The sequence below is a fragment of the Pleomorphovibrio marinus genome (genome assembly GCF_003347495.1).
GTDB lineage: Bacteria > Bacteroidota > Bacteroidia > Cytophagales > Cyclobacteriaceae > Pleomorphovibrio > Pleomorphovibrio marinus.
In genome coordinates this window covers 1-20,292 of record NZ_QCXY01000009.1, presented here as the reverse complement: position 1 = coordinate 20,292, position 20,292 = coordinate 1, and the positions used below count along the sequence as shown (strand labels likewise).

General features: G+C 42.7%; 18 protein-coding genes and 1 tRNA gene. 12 read left to right on the top strand and 7 right to left on the bottom strand.

The features are described 5' to 3' along the window. Positions 1 to 14: 14 nt before the first annotated feature. Genes DB520_RS19180 through msrA form a run of 3 tightly spaced genes read left to right on the top strand, consistent with a single transcriptional unit; the run spans position 15 to position 1,897 of the window. The gene (locus DB520_RS19180; RefSeq protein ID WP_114751405.1) at positions 15 to 1,073 is read left to right on the top strand and encodes a PA0069 family radical SAM protein; all 1,059 of its coding nucleotides are present in this window, start codon (positions 15 to 17) and stop codon (positions 1,071 to 1,073) included. Continuing rightward, entirely contained in the window at positions 1,070 to 1,315 is a 246-nt protein-coding gene (locus DB520_RS19175; protein ID WP_114751404.1) for a DUF3253 domain-containing protein, read from the top strand. Before DB520_RS19180 ends, DB520_RS19175 begins: the two co-directional genes overlap by 4 nt. Positions 1,316 to 1,321: 6 nt before the next feature. After that, the gene (gene msrA, locus DB520_RS19170; RefSeq protein WP_114751403.1) at positions 1,322 to 1,897 is read left to right on the top strand and encodes a peptide-methionine (S)-S-oxide reductase MsrA; all 576 of its coding nucleotides are present in this window, start codon (positions 1,322 to 1,324) and stop codon (positions 1,895 to 1,897) included. 11 nt (positions 1,898 to 1,908) lie between these two features. Here the strand turns inward: msrA and DB520_RS19165 are convergent, their stop codons facing one another. Genes DB520_RS19165 through DB520_RS19155 form a run of 3 tightly spaced genes read right to left on the bottom strand, consistent with a single transcriptional unit; the run spans position 1,909 to position 3,812 of the window. After that, positions 1,909 to 2,595, bottom strand: coding sequence for a TetR/AcrR family transcriptional regulator (locus tag DB520_RS19165; protein ID WP_114751402.1), 687 nt, complete (start codon positions 2,593 to 2,595; stop codon positions 1,909 to 1,911). 28 nt (positions 2,596 to 2,623) lie between these two features. Then, on the bottom strand, positions 2,624 to 3,379 hold the full coding sequence (locus DB520_RS19160; protein ID WP_114751401.1) for a YoaK family protein: 756 nt from the start codon (positions 3,377 to 3,379) through the stop codon (positions 2,624 to 2,626). A 4-nt stretch (positions 3,380 to 3,383) separates the two neighbouring features. Then, complete coding sequence (locus tag DB520_RS19155; RefSeq protein WP_114751400.1) at positions 3,384 to 3,812, bottom strand: hypothetical protein; 429 nt, start codon at positions 3,810 to 3,812, stop codon at positions 3,384 to 3,386. 567 nt (positions 3,813 to 4,379) lie between these two features. Here DB520_RS19155 and DB520_RS19150 point away from each other — a divergent pair. The 3 genes from DB520_RS19150 to lpxB all read left to right on the top strand — a co-directional run bounded on the left by DB520_RS19150 (position 4,380) and on the right by lpxB (position 7,901). Continuing rightward, the gene (locus tag DB520_RS19150; RefSeq protein WP_114751399.1) at positions 4,380 to 6,050 is read left to right on the top strand and encodes a DUF6909 family protein; all 1,671 of its coding nucleotides are present in this window, start codon (positions 4,380 to 4,382) and stop codon (positions 6,048 to 6,050) included. Positions 6,051 to 6,346: 296 nt separating this feature from the next. Continuing rightward, on the top strand, positions 6,347 to 6,766 hold the full coding sequence (locus DB520_RS19145; protein WP_114751398.1) for a 6-pyruvoyl trahydropterin synthase family protein: 420 nt from the start codon (positions 6,347 to 6,349) through the stop codon (positions 6,764 to 6,766). Positions 6,767 to 6,794: 28 nt separating this feature from the next. Further along, positions 6,795 to 7,901, top strand: a complete 1,107-nt coding sequence (lpxB, locus tag DB520_RS19140) for a lipid-A-disaccharide synthase (RefSeq protein ID WP_114751397.1) — start codon at positions 6,795 to 6,797, stop codon at positions 7,899 to 7,901. A gap of 6 nt (positions 7,902 to 7,907) precedes the next feature. Here lpxB and clpX read toward each other — a convergent pair whose 3' ends face one another. The 4 genes from clpX to DB520_RS19120 form a co-directional block, all read right to left on the bottom strand. Next, a complete protein-coding gene (clpX, locus tag DB520_RS19135; RefSeq protein ID WP_114751396.1) occupies positions 7,908 to 9,137 on the bottom strand; it encodes an ATP-dependent Clp protease ATP-binding subunit ClpX in 1,230 nt (409 codons plus the stop codon). Positions 9,138 to 9,146: 9 nt separating this feature from the next. Beyond that, positions 9,147 to 9,824, bottom strand: coding sequence for an ATP-dependent Clp protease proteolytic subunit (locus tag DB520_RS19130; RefSeq protein WP_114751395.1), 678 nt, complete (start codon positions 9,822 to 9,824; stop codon positions 9,147 to 9,149). A 77-nt stretch (positions 9,825 to 9,901) separates the two neighbouring features. After that, entirely contained in the window at positions 9,902 to 11,233 is a 1,332-nt protein-coding gene (locus tag DB520_RS19125; protein ID WP_114751590.1) for a trigger factor, read from the bottom strand. Positions 11,234 to 11,329: 96 nt separating this feature from the next. Beyond that, positions 11,330 to 11,411 (bottom strand) — tRNA-Leu (locus DB520_RS19120). Between the two features lie 261 nt (positions 11,412 to 11,672). Here DB520_RS19120 and DB520_RS19115 point away from each other — a divergent pair. The 6 genes from DB520_RS19115 to DB520_RS19090 all read left to right on the top strand — a co-directional run bounded on the left by DB520_RS19115 (position 11,673) and on the right by DB520_RS19090 (position 20,133). Then, positions 11,673 to 13,892: a RelA/SpoT family protein gene (locus tag DB520_RS19115; RefSeq protein ID WP_114751394.1), complete on the top strand. Its 2,220-nt coding sequence runs from the start codon at positions 11,673 to 11,675 to the stop codon at positions 13,890 to 13,892. 58 nt (positions 13,893 to 13,950) lie between these two features. Next, positions 13,951 to 14,427, top strand: coding sequence for a Fur family transcriptional regulator (locus DB520_RS19110; RefSeq protein ID WP_114751393.1), 477 nt, complete (start codon positions 13,951 to 13,953; stop codon positions 14,425 to 14,427). 51 nt (positions 14,428 to 14,478) lie between these two features. Further along, positions 14,479 to 14,826 (top strand): STAS domain-containing protein, encoded by a 348-nt coding sequence (locus DB520_RS19105; RefSeq protein WP_114751392.1) that lies wholly within the window; start codon positions 14,479 to 14,481, stop codon positions 14,824 to 14,826. Between the two features lie 426 nt (positions 14,827 to 15,252). Then, positions 15,253 to 16,524, top strand: a complete 1,272-nt coding sequence (locus tag DB520_RS19100) for an adenylosuccinate synthase (protein ID WP_114751391.1) — start codon at positions 15,253 to 15,255, stop codon at positions 16,522 to 16,524. 129 nt (positions 16,525 to 16,653) lie between these two features. After that, complete coding sequence (locus tag DB520_RS19095; RefSeq protein ID WP_114751390.1) at positions 16,654 to 18,978, top strand: PKD domain-containing protein; 2,325 nt, start codon at positions 16,654 to 16,656, stop codon at positions 18,976 to 18,978. A 138-nt stretch (positions 18,979 to 19,116) separates the two neighbouring features. After that, complete coding sequence (locus tag DB520_RS19090; RefSeq protein WP_114751389.1) at positions 19,117 to 20,133, top strand: PorP/SprF family type IX secretion system membrane protein; 1,017 nt, start codon at positions 19,117 to 19,119, stop codon at positions 20,131 to 20,133. Positions 20,134 to 20,292: the final 159 nt, after the last annotated feature.

Genomic DNA, 20,292 nt, shown 5'->3' with positions numbered 1-20,292 from the left:
TTAAATTGCCTGGGATGAAACAAGATAATCTCAAAGGAAGAGGTGCCAGGATACAGCCAAAGAACGTTTTCTCAAAAACAGAAGAGGTTCAGGAGCACTTAGAGGGCCTAGACCGACCCAAATGGACAGATAAACCCCATACAAAATTCATCCATACGGCTACTAAAAATGCATTGAGCAAAAATGACAGCCCCGACTTACCTTTAAACTACTCTGTAAATCCCTATCAAGGATGTGAACATGGCTGCGTGTATTGCTATGCAAGAAATTCGCACCAATATTGGGGATACGATGCTGGGCTTGGGTTTGAAACCAATATTTTGGTTAAACACGACATCGTCTCCCAGCTCAGAAAAACCTTTGACAGACCCGGATACCAGGCACGACCCTTAATGCTTTCCGGAAATACCGACTGCTACCAACCCGCAGAGAAGAAATACCAACTGACTCGCAAAATCCTGTCCCTTTGTCTTGAATATGGCCACCCGGTTAGTGTCATAACAAAGAATACGTTGATAGAGCGAGATTTAGACCTTTTAAAGGCTCTGGCAGAGAGGAATATAGTGCATGTGTACTTTTCCATAAACCACCTTGACCCCAAATTAAAGGCAATACTTGAGCCTAGGACAGCAACTGCACAGAAGAAATTGGGGCTGATCGAAAAATTCGATACCGCAGGGGTGCCTTGTGGCATCATGGTTGCTCCAATTATACCCACTATTAATTCGGAGGATATTACTGCCATAATCAGAGATGCGGCTGCCGCAGGAGCTAGAAAGGCAGGATATACAGTGATAAGGCTTAATGGCCAAGTTAGGCAAATTTTCCAGAATTGGTTGCAAACCCATTTCCCCGAACGCGCAGAGAAGGTGATGCATCAAATCGAAAGTTTGCATGGAGGAAAGGCTAATGATTCGGAATGGGGAAGAAGGATTAAAGGAGAGGGCGAACTGGCGAGCCTGATCCAGCATGTATTTCGTCAGGCGGTAAAGAAATATTTATTAGATAGGAAAATGCCTATACAAGACCTTTCCCAGTTTATTGCAGGAAAACAAACTAGACTATTCAAATGAAGGAGGAAAACATCCTAGATGTGGCGATTTTAGAATTGGCAAAGATGCGACATCCATCTACGATTTGTCCATCTGAGGTAGTGAGGTGGGTATATCCTCAGGACTGGGAAGAATTTATGCCTGATGTATTGCAAAGTATGATGCGACTTTTTCAGGAAGATAAAATACTGGTCACCCAAAAGGGGGCAACAACAGATAAAAACTTTTTGCCTACAGGACCAGTTAGAATAAGCATTAAATAAACCGACATGACTAATTTACCTAAAACTGAATTATCCATCGCCAATGGGTTGGAAGCAGCAACTTTTGGTGCAGGATGTTTTTGGTGTACAGAAGCAATATTCCAACAATTAAAAGGAGTGGAGAAAGTTCAATCAGGCTTTTCAGGCGGCCATGTTGAAAAACCAAGTTACAAGCAGGTAGTGGAGGGTACCACTGGGCATGCTGAGGTAGTTCATCTCCAGTTTGACCCCACAATCATTACCTTTGAAGAGTTGGTTCAGGTATTTTTTACCACCCATGACCCAACCACTTTAAACAGGCAAGGTGCTGACATTGGTCCGCAATACAGGTCGGCGATATTTTATCATAATCCTTCTCAGAAAGAGATTTCGGAAAGGGTTAGTAAAGGACTTGAGAAGGACAAGGTGTTTGATTCGCCAATTGTTACGGAACTTACGGAATTTGTCAACTTCTATCCCGCCGAGGATTATCATAGCAACTACTTTGATCTTAACGGGCACCAACCCTATTGTCAGTTTGTGATAAGGCCAAAAGTCCAAAAATTCAGAAAGGATTATCTAGACAAACTCAAGAAGGAATAGGGACCCTAATCTTAATTTTCCTTGTAGATCAGTACAGCTTTAATTAGAGACTCTAAGAAACTTTTTACTGTAGGAGAATCTGGCCGCTCAGAACCAAGCTCTGTGAGTTCCCCAAAATGATTACTGAAATAGTATTGCTCATAAGTAGTCTCCAAAAGGTTAACAGCCAGCGCCCTTGGGTAGGGATAATGGGGGTTTGCTTCTTTCAAAATCTCAGAAAGTGCAAAAACCAGTTTCTTATAGGAAACGAAAAACCCTTCTTTGTCCTCTTCATCTACCTTTTTTGTCAAATAGGTTTTGGAAGACTCACAAATGACTATTTCGTGTAGGTCTTTTAAGTTTACATTGATGATGTTTGGAGCCACCTCCAGCACATTTGTAATGACCATGATCAACTTGTCTATTTTAACCCAGGGTTCGGATATATTTTGCGTGTTAAACAAGATTTTAATTTGCAAAACTTCCCAATAAATGGATATCAAGTATACCAGCAAATGATGTTTACTTTCAAAATACCGATAGATGGACGCCTCTGTACTCCCTGTTTTATCTGCCAGCTTTTTAAAGGTGAAGTTTTCCAAGCCATGCTTCTTAATCATCCTAATCCCCTCGGAAACGATTTTGGTGCCTAAACTAGAACTTTCGGGGTTTTTTAAAAAGAGTCTAGGGTTATCGGGAAAATGTACCTTGATGTCCATTGAAAATTAGCTAATAGTTTAGAAGAGACTAGTTTTGCTCTTGAATAACATATGCAGGTTTTTTGATTTTTCTAATGGTAAGCTTCGTAACCACGCGGCTCATGTCGTAATAGATTACAAAAATCAAAACCAAAATTACCATTATAAAAGCAAGAAAATCAATAAGGAGGAAAAAATACCCTCCTACCAATCCTCCCAGGATATAATAAGAAAGAATATATAGCCTTAATTTTAACCTGTCTTTCAACACCTTGGTTCGAGGTGTGATGGGATGCAGCCATTGGGACAATTCTGCTCCTAAATCGGTGAATAGGCCAGTCACGTGGGTGGTTTTAACTACTCCACCTGAAATGGTGGATACCATACCATTTTGTAAACCCATGCAAAACAGTAAACCTCCGATCAGCCATTCGGTCTCTCGTAGGGTTTCCTGGTAATAGAAATGTCCATATACCGTAATGAATGCCAACACTACTATTTCCAAAAAGATGGGTGCCGAATTGGAAAAGTATTTCCCCTTTTTCACTACTGAGCTGATGATGAAATTGGCCGCAAACGCGCCGAAAAGGAACAATAACAACCAAATGAGTACGATGAATACCTGATGCCAGTGTCCTTTAACAAGTTCTTCGGCAAATATGGCCACATGCCCTGTCACATTGGAAGTGAAAGCAAAGAAGGCAATTACCGATGCCACATTTACTGCTCCTGCACTATAGGCAGTGGTTGCTGCCAGCCATAGGTTCTCTTTTGTGGATCTTTTTGTTGGGGAATGTCTGAGCATGATTCTACCGTTGGAAAATGAGTTTGGCAATCCCTCTGGTTTCCATTCCTATATCAAAGTGTAAAACCATTTCATCATCGTTTAATTCCTTGATGTCAAAAAGTTCGCGGGAACCATCTTCATGAAGGATCTGAAGGATATGGCCTCGGCCTTTTATACGCCATGCTGCCTGCGCTATAAGTTTGCCCTCCTTATAGAATTCAAGGCTGTTTCCAGAGCGGAACTTCCAATTTTCGGCTTCATGCTTTTTGATTTCTCCTAGACCCAATTTCAGCACTTCTTTGTTTTCGATTTTCTCATAGGCCCAATCTTTTTCTTCCCACTCCCCTTGAATGACCTCCTCAGGATTTCTCACATTTAACCCCAGAAAAGCAATTAAAAGGAACAAGGACAAGCCTATTACAATAAGAATGGCATTCAACTTTCTATACATGGTAGGGTATTGAGACACTTATTAGCGGCTATGATAGTTTAGCTATCGCTATGAATAGACAAAGGATTAAGAAGAATAGTTTCATGTATTAAAACAAATAGGTTTCCCCTTTATTGTAAGGAGCTTTGTTTTAGTTCTTTCTTCACCCACCCAAGCCGGGAAAAAGTAGTAACTTTGTTTTGTTTTTTTAACCCTGATTTCATGAAATCGAGCATGGCGCAAGCGAAACACGGAGTATTAAAAATTGGCATTTACAGAAAGGAAATGACATTTAGTTTCTCGCAGCCCTGCCCTGAGTTTTTTCAGGGGGGCGCAACGAATTCGCAACGCTCGCAGCGTAGTAGCTCTAAAAATTTGTATTTAATCAATAAATTATTTGATTTAAAGTAATATGCCAATGGTAGGGATGATTATAAAACATGCGAAGATTCCCTGTCTGCCGACCAGGCAGGCATCTGACCGTAAAAAAAATATAAACACATGAAATGCCCATGAGAAAGTATTCTCACACAGGGGGATGATTAACCTGGGCATTCCATCTGACCACTGAAAAACAATTATAAACAGATGAAACGAACTAAAGCGCAACAGTCCAGGTCTGCCATTGAGCGGCTCTATATCACCATGAGGCATTTATTTATGAGAGGAACCTATAAGCCCACTGGCGTGTCGGGAGAGTCCTTGGTCGAGTCCCTTTTAATCCTAAACCCTGAGATCTACGGATTGGTATCTGATCCCGAGAAAGTGGAACTGGATGGCTTGTTGTATGTGATGGAGAGATTGCCAAGAGGAATAGAGGAATGCAGGTACATTCATCTTATCAGCAGGGAGGGTTATGAGAATAGTGGTTTTCCCACGCTGGTGCCAGCAAAGCGGAAAAGAAGCTGCTACAGAGTAGATGGGGAACAGATGTATGTGGAAATGACACGTGGAAAAAGTGATATATACGATATTCTTACCCATCTCACCTTTTTGTACATAGAATCTGAAAAAATCAGAAGGAACAGCACGGATCATAAGGGCAAAGAAAACCTGAATTGGGAAATGTTGCATCGCATTGTGGATAGGTTGGAGACTGATCAGGAGTTTGATAAGGAAGCGGCATGCTCCTACCTTAGCCATATTACCGGAAGAACCTTTGAAGAAACCAAGGAGGCGGTCGAGAAGTTTGATGCGTCCAAAAATTGCAATAGCCTCTTTTCCATCATACACCATATGGGGAAGCTATCCCTGGAAGAGAACTTAGATAACCATGACCGACAAATTTCCTTCTCCGCTACCTTAAGGGAAAGGGTTGGCCACCATGTATACGGGGAGCAATGGGCCTCGCACATTAAAGCCATGTTGGAAGAACAGGGCCTGCTAGAACGTCCCATACACATCATAAGTGCCAACTTACACAGTATACTAAATACCATTTATGGGCATCAGGCATTAGGATTAAAAGATTTTGAAGAAGTGGAACGCTTAGCCATGGAAATCAGCCAAAACTCAAAACATGAGAAGGCCAAAGCAATCCATTCCTATGCCCAGCAACATGGGTTTATCTCGGTTCCGGACACCTCAGGTACCAATATAGGGGTACAGATTATAGATACCTCCAAGATGAATAAAGAGACCTTGCTGCCAGGAGTGAAACTTCCAGAGGATAAAAAGAAACGGCCTGTACTGTTGGTGATGGACTATGCCTTCGGTGAACAGGCCTATGAATGTTTTGATGAATTGTTGAAACCTTACGAACTAAACGGGAGGAGTATACCTCTAGATGTTGTTTCGGCCTCCATCATGGGAAAGGCAGGGATTTTAAAAGGAGGGAAAGGGGATATCATGATTCCTTCCAGCCACGTCTTTGAGGGCACTGCTGATAATTATCCCTTTAGGAACGAACTGAGGAAGAAAGATTTTGATGGCTTTGGGCTAAATGTATTTGAAGGACCCATGATTACGGTACTGGGGACCAGTCTTCAAAATAAAGAGGTGTTGAGGTATTTTATGGAATCCTCCTGGAAGGCCGTGGGGCTGGAGATGGAAGGAGCCCATTACCAAAAAGCCATTCAGGCAGCTAGCAAGATTAGGAGTAGTATCCGGAAAAGTGTGAAGGTGCTATATGCCTATTATGCCTCGGACAATCCCTTGGAAACTGGGGGTACATTGGCTTCGGGAGCTTTGGGCATGGATGGGGTGAGACCCACCTATCTGATCACCTATAGAATATTGGAAAGGATACTTAGAGTATAGGGTATTTAGGAGATGCAGAAATTGAATTTCATCCATTTTTGTCAGGTTTCCCGAATATAATCAGTTGTACACGCAAATTAAAACGCTAGCCATGTTCGGCAAATAAAAATGAATGGCAACAGAAAGTGATGTCAAACCAGTATCAGATGACTCTCAGATGGAATTGATCTTTCTGAACCTAGTACCACTTACCCTTCCAAACCAAGATAATTGGAAGTACGGCTGCTCTTACCATCCCTCAAATTGTATATGTATATCCTTTTTTCGTACCTTTGCACCTCGAAATTTTGGTCAAGATGGTACATGTATGCAGAAAGGAGCATTTCAATGCTGCCCATAAGTTATGGAACCCCAATTGGAGCGAGGAGAAGAACAAGGAGGTCTTTGGCCCCTGTGCCAATTCCAATTGGCATGGCCATAATTTTGACCTTATCGTGACAGTAAAGGGTAAGCCGGACCCTGATACCGGGTTTGTGGTGGATCTCAAGGCCCTAAGCAGAATCATCAGGGTGGAGGTCATCGACAAAGTGGATCATAAAAACCTCAATATGGATGTGGATTTTATGCAGGGAAAGATGGCGAGTTGTGAGATCTTGGTGATGGAGTTTTGGAAGATACTCTATCCCAAAGTAAGCGAGCTAGTAAAAGAAGGAGGCCTTTATAAGTTGACCCTCTATGAAACCCCAAGAAACTTCGTGGAATACTATGGGGAGTAATTTTTTATACCCCTTTTGACCTAAGTCTATGAAGTACTACCTGATAGCTGGAGAGAGATCCGGGGATTTACATGCTTCAAACCTCATTTATGAGATTAAATACTTGGATTCCAATCCTATATTTAGGGGTATGGGAGGGGACTATATGGCTGAGGCAGGGTGCTACTTAAATGTTCATTTCAAAGAAATGTCCATGATGGGGTTCCTAGAGGTGGTTTTAGGAGCCAGAAAAGTACTTACCAATTTACAAAAGATAAAACGGGACATATTGGAATTTAACCCTGATGCAATAATCCTTGTGGATTTCGGTGGTTTCAACATGAAAATGGCAGCCTTTGCCAAGCAGCACCTCATACCCGTGCACTATTATATTCCCCCAAAAGTATGGGCATGGAACAGGGATAGGGCCATAAAACTAAAAAAAATGGTGGATGGTCTTTATACCATACTTCCTTTTGAACCTGAATTTTTTTCCAGATACAATTGGGAAGTTCCCTACGTCGGTAATCCTGTAAGGGATGAGATTGCAAAATTTAAACCTTCACCCCAGTTTTTAGAACGATACGTACTGGGCAAGAAACCGATCATAGCCCTGCTACCGGGAAGTCGTAAGCAAGAGGTTAGGATAATGCTTGGTTTGATGGTGAAGATGGTTAAGCAATTTGTGGGTTTCGATTTTGTTGTGGCAGCAGTGGACAACCTGGCACCCGAGGAATATGAGGAAGCCAATTCACATGGGATCAAGGTGGTAACGGGCGGCACTTATGACCTGCTTACCCATGCCCATGCAGCGGTGGTCACCTCTGGTACAGCCACTCTAGAGACAGCCTTATTCCATGTACCGCAGGTGGTGGTTTACAAGACCAGCATGCTGACATATGCTATTGGCAAGAATCTGGTTAAAGTCCCCTATATTTCTTTGGTTAATCTTGTTGCGGGGAAAAAGGTGGTTGAAGAACTCATCCAGGGGGAATACACCGCAGATATAGTCGCTCAACATTTAAAGGCTATAGCTGAAGATGGTCAAGCCAGGGACAAGATCCTGGATGGATATAAAGAAGTAGGCCAAAAAATTGGAACAAAAAAAGCCTCGCAGGAGACTGCAAGGCTTATTGTAAACAGTTTGAAAGTGTAACCTGTACTAGGCCACCTGTAATTTTTTGAACTTAGATTTGTCAAACTGAGATTTGGCATAATCCTCATCTATGACAAGCTCTTTCACCGATTCGTCAGAGGGAAGCTCGTACATTGCGTCGGTAATGATTGCCTCGCAAATAGACCTCAGTCCTCTTGCCCCCAAATTGAACTCCACTGCTTTTTCCACGATGAAATCGATTCCGTCCTCTTCGAAGACAAGTTTAACGTTTTCCATCTCAAGAAGCTTGATATACTGCTTGGTAAGGGCATTTTTGGGCTCCGTGAGTATTTTTCTCAAGGTTCCTTTATCCAAGGGGTCCAAGTGAGTGAGTACTGGTAGCCTTCCTATAAGTTCCGGGATTAAGCCAAAGCCTTTCAAATCCTGTGCGGTAACGTATTGCAGCAGATTGTTTCTATCCACAAGTTCAATTTCAGATTTCTTGCTGAATCCCAGTGGCTGAGTGTTTAACCTATTGGCAATATGCCGACTGATACCGTCAAATGCCCCGCCACAGATAAAGAGGATGTTTTCGGTGTTTACCGAAATCATTTTTTGATCCGGGTGCTTTCTTCCACCTTGAGGAGGTACATTTACGGTAGTTCCTTCCAAAAGCTTTAGAAGGGCTTGTTGAACACCCTCTCCACTTACATCTCTGGTGATGGAAGGGTTGTCAGATTTTCTGGCAATTTTGTCCAGTTCATCAATATAAACAATGCCCCTTTCGGCCGATTCCACATTGTAGTCTGCTGCCTGTAGAAGTCGGGTCAGAATACTTTCCACATCCTCCCCTACATATCCGGCCTCGGTAAGTACAGTAGCATCCGCGATGCAAAATGGCACTTCCAGAATCCTTGCCAGGGTTTTAGCAAGATAAGTTTTGCCTGTACCGGTGTCCCCTACCATAATGATGTTGGATTTTTCTATCCGGATATCATCGTCACTGGTTTGTTCTTTTTGCCCAAGACGCTTGTAATGATTGTACACGGCAACAGTAAGCACCTTTTTGGCTTCCTGTTGGCCGATCACGAATTGGTCCAGGAATTCCGTAAGCTCTTTCGGCTTTTTTAATTTAAATTTGGGGCGTTTGGATGACTTTTTGGTTTTGTCTTCTTCTCCCAAGATCTGATAGGCCTGCTCTATACAGAAATTGCAGATGTGGGCAGAAATGCCCGACACCATCAGATCCACATCTTTCTTGTTCCTTCCACAAAAGGAGCATGTAATTTGCGCCATTATATCTATTTATTCTTTTACTTTTCTTGTCAGGACCTCATCCACAAGGCCGTATTCCTTCGCGACATCTGCTCTCATCCAGTAATCCCTGTCAGAGTCCTTCTCTATTTTTTCTATCGATTGCCCACTATGCTTGGCCAGGATCTCGTATAATTCTTTCTTGAGTTCCAAAATCTGTTTCACGGTGATTTCCATGTCGGAGGACTGACCTTGCATTCCTCCGGAGGGTTGGTGAATCATTATCCTGGAGTGAGGTAGCGCTGCACGTTTTCCATCAGCACCACCTGCCAGAAGAACAGCTCCCATAGAAGCAGCCAAGCCAGTGCAGATAGTTCCCACGTCCGGGGCAATATACTGCATGGTATCATAAATTCCTAAACCCGCATACACGGAACCTCCTGGGCTGTTGACATAAAGGAGTATGTCTTTTTTAGAATCCACGGACTCCAAGAACAACAATTGCGCGGTAATAATATTGGCGATATGGTCATCAACCCCAGTCCCCAAGAAGATAATCCTATCCATGATCAAGCGAGAAAAGACATCTATTTCCCTGAAATTGGTGGGTCTTTCCTCAATTACTGACCTGGTCATGTTTTCAATATGCTCGGTATACTGGTCAAAAGCTGTGCCACTCACGCCTTTGTGCCCTACGGCATATTTTCTAAATTCGTTTTTATCTATCATGTTAAAATATTTATACTGGTACAAAAATAAAAAAAGCCCTTATAAAAGGACTTTTATTTAACAATAAATTATTGCGTTTAGTTTTCCAGTAGTTTTTTAAACTTTTCAGTACTGATGATTTCCTCTTCGACTTTGGCTTTTTCTAGTACAAAAGCAAGTACCTTGTCATTTTGCACGGAAGTCAACATTTGCATATAATTCTGTCCATCCTTTCCTTGCAGATAGTTGTTTACAAAGAGATCCATGTTGTCTTCCATTTGACCAGCCATACCGGAGGAAGCAAGGTTTTCGCGAATCATTTGCTTGGTTTTTTCTACCACCTCTTCATGTTCTGCCTTGATCTCGTTTTCCTCGGCAATTTTGTTGGAGATTAATGCCCAGGTGAGGTGGTTAGCGTAGGCCGGAAACTCTTTTTCCACCTCTTCCTCAGAAACTTTTCCATCGTTTGAACGGGTGAGCCATTCTTTCAAGAAATCTTCGGGTAAGTTGACATTTGCCTTTTCTATTAAGACTTTTTTCAATTCTTCTTGGGTAAATAACTCGGTTTCTTTTTGGTAGTTTTCAGAAATGATGGCCTTGATTTTTTCAAGAAACTCCTCCTCGGAACTCACTTGCCCCTCACCCAAAACTTTGTCAAAAAGTTCTTGGTCCAAAGTAGCTTCTTCAGTCCTGTTGATGTTTTTTACAATGAAGGTATGTTCACCTTCTATGGCTTTAGCCTCTTCCTCACTCACATCTAGCAATTCAGCCAAATCTTCGGGTTTTAAGGCTTTGCTGGGATCAAAGGTGATTTCAGCTTCCTTTTCTACCCCGATAAATTTTTTGGCAGTTCTCCCGTCCATTTTCTCAATTGGAAGGGAAAGGGATTTTTCCAAAGAGCCATCTTCTGATTTAAGGTCTCCATAAAGAAAATCACCCTCTTGGCTGACCTCAGGGTTGGTCATTTTGCCATATTGTTTTTTGATGTTCTCCATGGCCTCATCAATCTCATCTTTCCCCACCTCTATTTGGTAGTTTTTTACCTTTAGACTTTCATCAATGGGGATGTTGAGATTCTCTACAAAGCCAATTTCGTATTCGAATTCAAATTCTTTTTGCTTTTTCCAGTCGATGTCATCGGCATTTTCCTGCTTTGGCAAAGGGTCTCCCACCACTTTAAACTCCTGTTCTTTCAGGTAATCATTTAGGGAACTGGAAAGCATTTGGTTGATTTCCTCCACCAAGACGGATGTTCCATACATATTCTTAATCAAAGAAATTGGAGCTTTGCCTGGTCTGAAACCTTTTAAATTGGCTTTTCTTGCATATTCCTTGATTTTCGCATCAACTTTGGGTTGGTAATCTGCTTCGTTTAGCTTAATTTTAATAGAAGCTACGTTGATGGCATGCTTGTCTAGTGTGATTTCCAAGGGATGTTTGTTTAAGGTTATCCAATAACAAAAACCCCCAATCTCGACTTTCACCTAGCATAGGATGTAGAAATCAAGATCGAGGGAGATGTAGTGTGCGGATGGAGGGACTCGAACCCCCATGCCTCGCGGCGCTAGATCCTAAGTCTAGTGCGTCTACCAATTTCGCCACATCCGCATTAAGAAGAATTAGTTTCCCATCCCTAATTGCACTTAGCAAATTATTCATATGGGAAACCATAAGTAATTAGAAGAAGAGTAAAATGAAACAAGCCCCAATGAAAGTAGCCTGATTATTGTGATTTCTCACCACCTCTGCCTAATGTGGATGCAAAGGTAAATAGGAAAATTTAAGATTCCATAGGTAGTGAAAAAAAAATGAAAAAATAATTCCAAACCCAAGGTAAAAGAACCTTACAATTGTATTAAATTAGGGTGTATGATTAGAGTCGACGTTGAGGAAGAACGAAAAGAGATACTTAAGAGATATAGAAGGCTGCTGAGAGTGGCCAAACCGCTCCTGAAAAGCGGGGATGCCAAGTTGATAAAAAAAGCATTTAATGTTTCCAGTGAAGCTCACAAGGAAATGAGGAGGAAATCCGGTGAGCCATATATCTATCACCCCCTGGAAGTAGCACTTATCTGTGTGGAGGAAATTGGTTTGGGAACCACGAGTATTATCGCTGCCCTCCTGCATGATGTGGTAGAGGACACAGATATGGAACTGGAGGACATTGAAAGGGATTTTGGGCCCAAAGTGGCACAAATCATAGATGGACTCACCAAAATCTCCGGAGTCTTTGAATATGGAAGCTCCCAACAGGCAGAGAATTTTAGGAAAATGCTCATCACCCTCTCAGATGATGTCAGGGTGATTTTGATCAAGTTGGCGGACCGGTTAAACAATATGCGAACCCTGGACAGCATGCCCAGGCACAAGCAACTAAAAATAGCCTCTGAAACCAAATACCTCTATGCCCCACTTGCACACAGGCTGGGGCTATATAGCTTTAAATCCGAATTGGAAGACCTCCATTTGAAGTTTACGGATAAAGAGACCTATGAATTCATCGTAAATAAGATCAACGAGACCAAAGTCTCCCGTAATAAATTCATCAAGACCTTTATTGCACCCATCCAAACAGATCTAGAGGCTCAAAACTTCAGATTCAATATAAAGGGCCGACCAAAGTCCGTTTTTTCCATTTACAGCAAGATGAAGAAACAGAATATACCTTTTGAGGAGGTGTATGACCTTTTTGCCGTCAGAATCATCATTGATACCGCTCTTGAAAATGAAAAGGCAGATTGCTGGCAGGTGTATTCGATCGTTACCGATTTTTACAGGCCCAACCCCGATCGCCTCAGGGATTGGATCAGCACTCCTAGGGCCAACGGGTATGAATCCTTGCATACTACCGTAATGAGCCAGACGGGGCAATGGGTGGAGGTGCAAATACGAACGCAGCGTATGGATGATATTGCTGAAAGGGGATATGCCGCTCACTGGAAATATAAGGAAAAGGAGAATTCCCCCGAAAAGGCCGCTGGAGGGCTAGACGAGTGGATCACCCAGGTTAGGACGCTGCTGGAGAATAACGACGGGTCCGCCATTGAATTTATGGACGATTTCAGAGGGAACCTGTTCCAGGATGAGGTGTTTGTCTTTACCCCCAAAGGAGACTTGAAAGTTCTTCCTTTCGGGGCCACTGCCTTGGATTTTGCTTTTGAGATCCATTCCGAAGTGGGTGCAAATTGCATAGGAGCTAAGGTGAATCAGAAATTGGTGCCGATTGGTCATAAGCTGAAAAACGGAGACCAGGTGGAAATTCTCACATCCAAGAAGCAGAAGCCCTCGGAAGACTGGCTAAAGTCGGTGGTGACCTCCCGAGCCAGGGCTAAAATTAAGGATGCATTAAAAGAGGAAAAGAAACAGTATATCCTGGACGGAAAAGAAATTGTGCAGCGTAAGCTAAAGCAGATGAAGATGGAGTTTTCATCCGTTGTAGTGGAACAGTTAAGGGCGTTTTTTGAAACCAAGACGACTACTGAGTTTTATTACAAGGTAGGAAGAGGAATAATTGATCCCACCTCTATAAAGGGTTTTAAAGAATTCAAGCAGCAGAAAAAGCTCAAAAAGAACACCATGATTCAGGTGACGGATGAGTCCTCATTCACCAAGGAGATAAAAAACCTGAAAGGGCCTGAACATGATCAGTTGTTGATTGGGGAAGACATGGATGTGGTGGATTATATTTTGGCCAAGTGCTGTAACCCCATACCCGGAGATGATGTGTTTGGCTTTGTTACGGTGAATGAAGGCATAAAAATTCACAGAACTTCCTGTCCAAATGCCTTGGAATTATTGTCTAACCATGGCAACCGTGTAATCAAGGCAAGATGGACCAGTCAGCAGGAAATTGCCTTCTTGGCAGGGTTAAAGATTGTCGGTACCGACAGAGTGGGGCTGATAAGTGACCTCACCAAGGTGATTTCCAATGAACTTAAGGTAAACATGCGGTCTATCACGGTAGATTCGGATAGTGGAATCTTTGAAGGAACAATCAAGTTATATGTCCATAGTACTAACCATCTGGATAAACTCATTGATAATTTAGGTAAGGTTCAGGGAGTTTTGAAAGTATCCAGGTTTGATTAATGGGACTTCTTGTAATTCCTATCAACTAGAACCTTATATTTGCAAAAAAACCAAGTAAATGGCTTTGAACGAAAGCAATTATGAAAAGGTAAAAAAGATTTTTACCGCCTATCTGGAAAACAAGAAACTTAGGAAGACCCCCGAGCGGTATGCGATTTTGGAGGAAATATATGCTAGGGGAGGGCATTTTGATGTGGAATCACTCTATATCAGTATGAAGAACAAAAACTATCGGGTAAGTAGAGCCACAGTTTATAATACCTTGGATCTTTTGGTGGAATGTGACCTAGTCACAAAGCACCAGTTCGGAAAAAATCTTGCTCAATACGAGAAATCCTACGGATATAAACAACATGACCACTTGATTTGTACAGAGTGCCATCAGGTAAAGGAGTTTTGCGACCCCAGAATCCAGAACATTCAAAATACTGTAGGAGAAATCCTTAACTTCAATATCATACACCATTCCTTGATTCTTTACGGAAACTGCACAGATGAAAGCTGTGAGCACAAGGTGAAAAACGAACCCAACTAAGGGTGCTTAGTTACTTAGGTGCCCAAATTTTTAACCCATCACGATATTACTATGGAAATAGCTTACGAAACCGAGAGAATTAAAAACAGCTTTGTTATCAAGTTAACAGGTGACTTAATTGGTGACGAGTCGGGGCCAAAGTTAGTGGAGTTGGTCTCTGACGCATTAAACAATGGTGTCAAGACCACAATTATAGATTTAAGTGAGGTGAGGTATATCAGCTCTAGTGGCATAGGTGTACTGATTACTATGCTTACAAAAATGCGTAATGCCGGAGGAGAAGTGGTACTAACCTCGCCCTCCGAGCATGTCAAAAAGTTGCTTATTATCACCAAGCTAAACAATATTTTCACGGTATTTGATAATCTACCCGCCGCATTGGAAAAGCACGCCTCTTAATCAGGCAAGAGTAATTTTCCGGAGGTTTTAGGATATTGCTGTTTTTTTTATCGTAATTGCAGGTTTATTTTCGCATTTCAACAAAAATTAGGTCATTTATCACATATATGGAAATGAAGTCGAGCATGACGAAAACGTCACACAGTGACATGATTATCCTTGCGAGATTCCCCCGAAGCGAGTCCGGGGCAGGCTATATGACCGCTAAAAAGAAATTATAAACATATGAAATCGAGCATGACGAACACGTCCTACAATGAGATGATTATCATTTGCGAGATTCCATGTGGCAAATAAAAATCAATTATAAACACATGAAATCGAGCATGAGGAGAACCTCACACGGAGGGATGATTATCAAAGCGAGATTCCCCCGAAGCGAGTCCGGGGCAGGCTATATGACCGCTGAAAAGAAATTATAAACATATGAAAATGGATGTACTTTTAGGGCTCCAATGGGGGGATGAAGGCAAGGGAAAGGTCGTTGACTACTTAGCCCCAAAATATGACGTGGTGGCCCGTTTTCAAGGTGGGCCAAATGCCGGACACACTCTTGAGTTTGATGGCATAAAGCACGTATTGCACCAAATCCCTAGTGGAATCTTTAGATCCAACCTTAGAAATATCATTGGCAATGGGGTGGTATTAGACCCGGTGGTGATGAATAAGGAAATCGAAGGCTTGAAGAAATTCAACATCGACTTTAAGGAGAATCTTTTTGTTTCTAAAAAAGCAGCCATCATCTTGCCTACGCACAAGCTCTTGGACGCTGCTTATGAGAAATCCAAAGGGGACAAGAAGATCGGGTCCACCTTAAAGGGCATCGGCCCTACCTATCAGGATAAAATAGGCAGAGTTGGGCTTAGAGTAGGAGATATTTTAGCCGATGACTTCAAAGACAGGTACAATGTCCTGGTTGAGCGCCACTTGTCCATTTTGGAATATTACAAGTTCGATGCAAGTGAACTCCCCGCCCTTGAGTCCACATTCTTTGAGGCTGTGGAATTCTTCAAAAACCTCAACCTGGTAGAATCCGAATACGAAATTAACGAAGCACTTGAGGATGGGAAAAAGGTATTGGCGGAAGGAGCTCAGGGGTCCTTATTGGATATTGACTTCGGGAGTTATCCCTATGTGACCAGTAGCAATACTATGACTGCTGGTGCCTGCAACGGATTGGGAGTGGCTCCTTCAAGGATAGGGGAAGTATTCGGAATATTCAAGGCTTATTGTACCCGTGTAGGGGGCGGCCCTTTCCCTACCGAACTGTTTGACGCCGATGGGGAAAAAATGAGAAAGGAGGGCAATGAGTTTGGCTCTACCACTGGAAGGCCAAGAAGGTGTGGGTGGATTGACCTTCCTGCATTAAAATACAGTATCATGATCAATGGTGTATCTCAACTTTTCATGATGAAGGTGGATGTGCTAAACTTTTTTGAAGAGGTGAAGGTATGCACGCATTATCAACTTATGGACGGCACCAAAATAGACAGGTTCAGCCTGGATAAGGATGGACAAGAAGTAGAACCGGTGTACAAAAGCATGAAAGGGTGGAATTGCGATTTGCTTTCTGTGGAAAAATATGAGGATTTTCCGGTTGCATTAAAGGAATATGTTACCTTTTTGGAAAATGAGTTAAAAACCCCCATTAAAATGGTGTCAGTAGGTCCTGATAGAAAACAAACTATTTTGAAATAGGTAGATTTTGTCAGTATATAATTAGGCTTTCCAGCGATTTGGTGGAAAGCCTTTTTTGTTTATTGGGACTTTTGGTTAATTTGTTGGTGGTTTTTCTAGGAAAGAAAAATCAAGACAACGAATCAGGCATTGAGAGTTCAGTTTAGGATCCTTTTCTTTATTTTTCTTTTTTCTGGTGGGGCTATTTCAAAGGGTCTTTCGCAGAAGGGATTCCCTTATTGTGAAAGTTTTCAGGGGGATCAATTAAAAAGATATACTAGGCTGGGAGGCCAGGCCGGACTTGCAGATGGGGCCCTGCGACTTACTGAAAACGGGGAAGACCAAAGTGGGTATGTTTATGTTGACCTTCCATTTCCCTCATACTATGGAATTAACATAACGTTTGAATATTTCTGCTATGGGGGTACAGGTGCGGATGGTTTGGCATTTTTCCTGTTTGATGCGGCTGTAGCAGGGTTTTCCCCAGGAGGTTTTGGAGGAGCCTTGGGCTATGCACAGAGAAACGAGACACATGGCTTGCGCGGAGCTTATTTAGGTTTAGGTCTCGATTCCTTTGGGAATTTCGGTAATACAGGTGATGGTAAAATTGGTGGTTTTCCTGAAGACCCCGCCGGATTGCATCCCAACAGTATTGTACTAAGAGGACCAGGAAATAGCCTAGAGGGATATTCATACGTCTCAGGAAGGCTGGTTAATCAAGGTGGGGGGAGTGGTCTGCCAGAAAGTGCCCAATTCTCCGTTTGTGGCAACAATGGCCGTGTCACTGATGAAAGCCAAGTGGGGTACAGAAAGGTCTTTATTGAGCTTTTACCAAATCCAGGAGGGGTTGGGTTTTTGGTAAATATGGAAATGCAAGTGACCACTCAGGCTGGAAATCCCCGTATGGTTTCCATTTTCGAGGATGTCCTTTTTGAATTCATCCCTCCCGAAAACCTTAAAGTCGGTTTTTCGGCCTCTACGGGTGCCCTGACAAATTATCACGAAATCCGAAACCTGGAAGTGTCCGTATCGGACCAACAAGGGCTACAGTCCCCCGAAGGAGAAGACCTAGAGCTGCCACCCGCTTGTGTGGGCATAGAGAATCCCTATTTCTTCGGACCTGATAATTTCAACTTTCCTAATGAGAATAGCCAATTGCAGTGCATTAGGTTTTTTGCATCCCAAGATGAAATTGAGGAGTTGGAGGAAGATATGTGCATTAGTGGCCATTGTGAAAGCTTCCCCACGGAGCTTGAATTAGAGGTGGGCATTTTAATGGTAAGTGAATCGGGTTTTGATTTTACTTTTTCCCCTATAGAGGGTAATGAAGGAGAAACTGTAAGGGTATATTATACCCTAACCGATAATTATGGGAAAGTCTCTGAAGGGAACTGGGTAGAGATCCCTATAAGGGAAGATCCTGGAGAGGTAATAATTACTGTTGAAGGCATTCCCTTGGAAGAATGGTACCTGTGCCAAGGAGAGGACGTGATTTTGGAAGCACAAGGCGAGGAGGAGTTTGTTGCATACGAGTGGTTCAGAGATGGAAATCCAATAGTAAATGCGGAAGAGAAAGTATTAATTGTTAGCCATGAGGGAGTTTTCAGCGCCACAGCCTACAATGACCGGGGATGTATGGTGAGCTCCAACGAATTTACCGTCCTGGTTCCAGAACTTCCTGAACTTGGGATAGTAACTCCAGTTAGGGGATGTAACCCGGAGGCACCGATTTACCTTTCAGAGGAAATTGACCCTTATTTTCCAGAAGATTTTGATTACAGGGTTAGAAAGCCAGATGGGTCCTTCCTGATAAATGAGGCTATGGACACGGTATATACTTCAGGGAGTTATGAATTAAGCGTAAAGCCAAAAGCAGTGGACTGTTGGTCTGAGCCGCTTGAATTTGATATCAGTGTTTCGGACGTTCCCATAGAGGCGGCCTTTGATTATGGCATTGATGGTACGGAAAGAAAGACCGACGATGAAGGGAGAGTTTTTATTGAGGATCCGATTTGGTTTACCGATGAGTCTACTGGAAACCCAGTATCTTGGGAATGGGATTTTGGCAACGGGCAAACGAGTGGAGCGAGAAACCCGGTTCATGTATTTGGGGAAACAGGTACCTATTTAGTAACCCTTAAAGTGAGAAACGACAATGATTGTGAAGCGAGCTACAGCATGGAAATCGAAATTGACCGTTCATACAGGATCATGTTTCCTACTGGTTTCACACCAGATAGTGAGGAGAACACCCATTTCAGGCCAAAAACAAAGGGAGTAGTCAACATGGAATTTATGGTTTTCAACCGTTGGGGTGAAATGATTTTCAGGTCTGAAGATGCAAACACCGATGGTTGGGATGGAAACCTAAATGGTGTGGCACTGCCACCTGGCAGGTATGTATATAGGGTGAATTTAGAATCCGTGGAAGGGGAGAAGGTCTCCAGGTCAGGTTCTGTTCTATTGGTGAGATGAAATCGAGCCTGCCTGGACGGCAGTCAGGCATGACGATCACGTCACACATCTGGATGATTATCATTTGCGAGATTCCCCCAAATCGAGTTCGGGGTAAGCTATGTGCCCATTAAGAAACAATTATAAACACATTAAATCATGCGCATACTAGTTTTCATTATACTCTTTTTAAAGCTGGGGTTATCATCTGCGCAGGATGTACAGTTTTCTCAGTTTTATGCTGCACCGCTTTATTTGAACCCAGCTTTTACGGGGAGTACTGAGTGGACCAGGGTAGGGCTGAATTTCAGAAACCAGTGGCCAGGGCTGGATCACACCTTTGTTTCCATGTCCGCCTATGTAGATCATTTTATAGAACATAAAAACAGTGGGGTTGGGTTAATTGTGAATGGAACCAGAGAAACCTTTGCAGAGCTTCAAAATATGGAAGTAGGTGCTTTGTATTCTTACAGGCTTAAGTTGGGGGAATTCAGGTTTTTGCACGTTGGAGCCCAAGCCAGCTTTGTAAACAGGTATGCCAACGTGGAGCAGATTATTTTGGGTACCCAATTGGACATAGACAGTGGAACCATTAATGCTGATGGTAATAATTGGGTGACGGATGATAGTCAGAGGAGCCATGCAGATATTAATACCGGTCTTTATTATTACGCCGAAAGAATCTGGTTTGGAGTCGCTGCCCATCACCTTACTAGGCCTTTGATTTCTTACATGGCCACTACCGAGAATAGGCTCCCTATAAGGTACTCCGCACATGGTGGTATCAAGATTCCGCTTAAAGATGGCAGGATTAAAGAGTATTTGAACAATGTGCGGCAGGAGCGTAGCCTTTCATTCGCTTTCAATTATAAGCGTCAAGGGGCATTTGACCAATTGGATTTTGGCGCCGAGCTGTATCTACAGCCTATTATCATAGGTACTTGGTACAGGGGCTTGCCCACGAAAAACGCCATGCCTAATAACGAGGCGATTGTAGGGCTTTTAGGGTTTTCATTGCCCAATGATTTGGATCTCGGGTATAGCTATGATTTCACTATATCCAAATTAGGGCTAAGGCATTCGGGAGGGGCTCATGAGGTTTCCCTCAGGTACACTTTTAGAAATTACAAGTTGGGGGGCAAGCGGGACAGAGTGATACCTGGATTTAAATATTGAGATTTCGTAATTATTTTTCTTTTTGTCTTTCAGATAGTTCCGTGTTTTCTTGTTATTATTTTCAGTTACCCTCTTGCCAACTGGGAAAAAGTTTGCACCTTTGTGATCCCAAACGGGGGAAACGGAATTAGGGCTTGGGTTTTACGAGGACAAAAATCA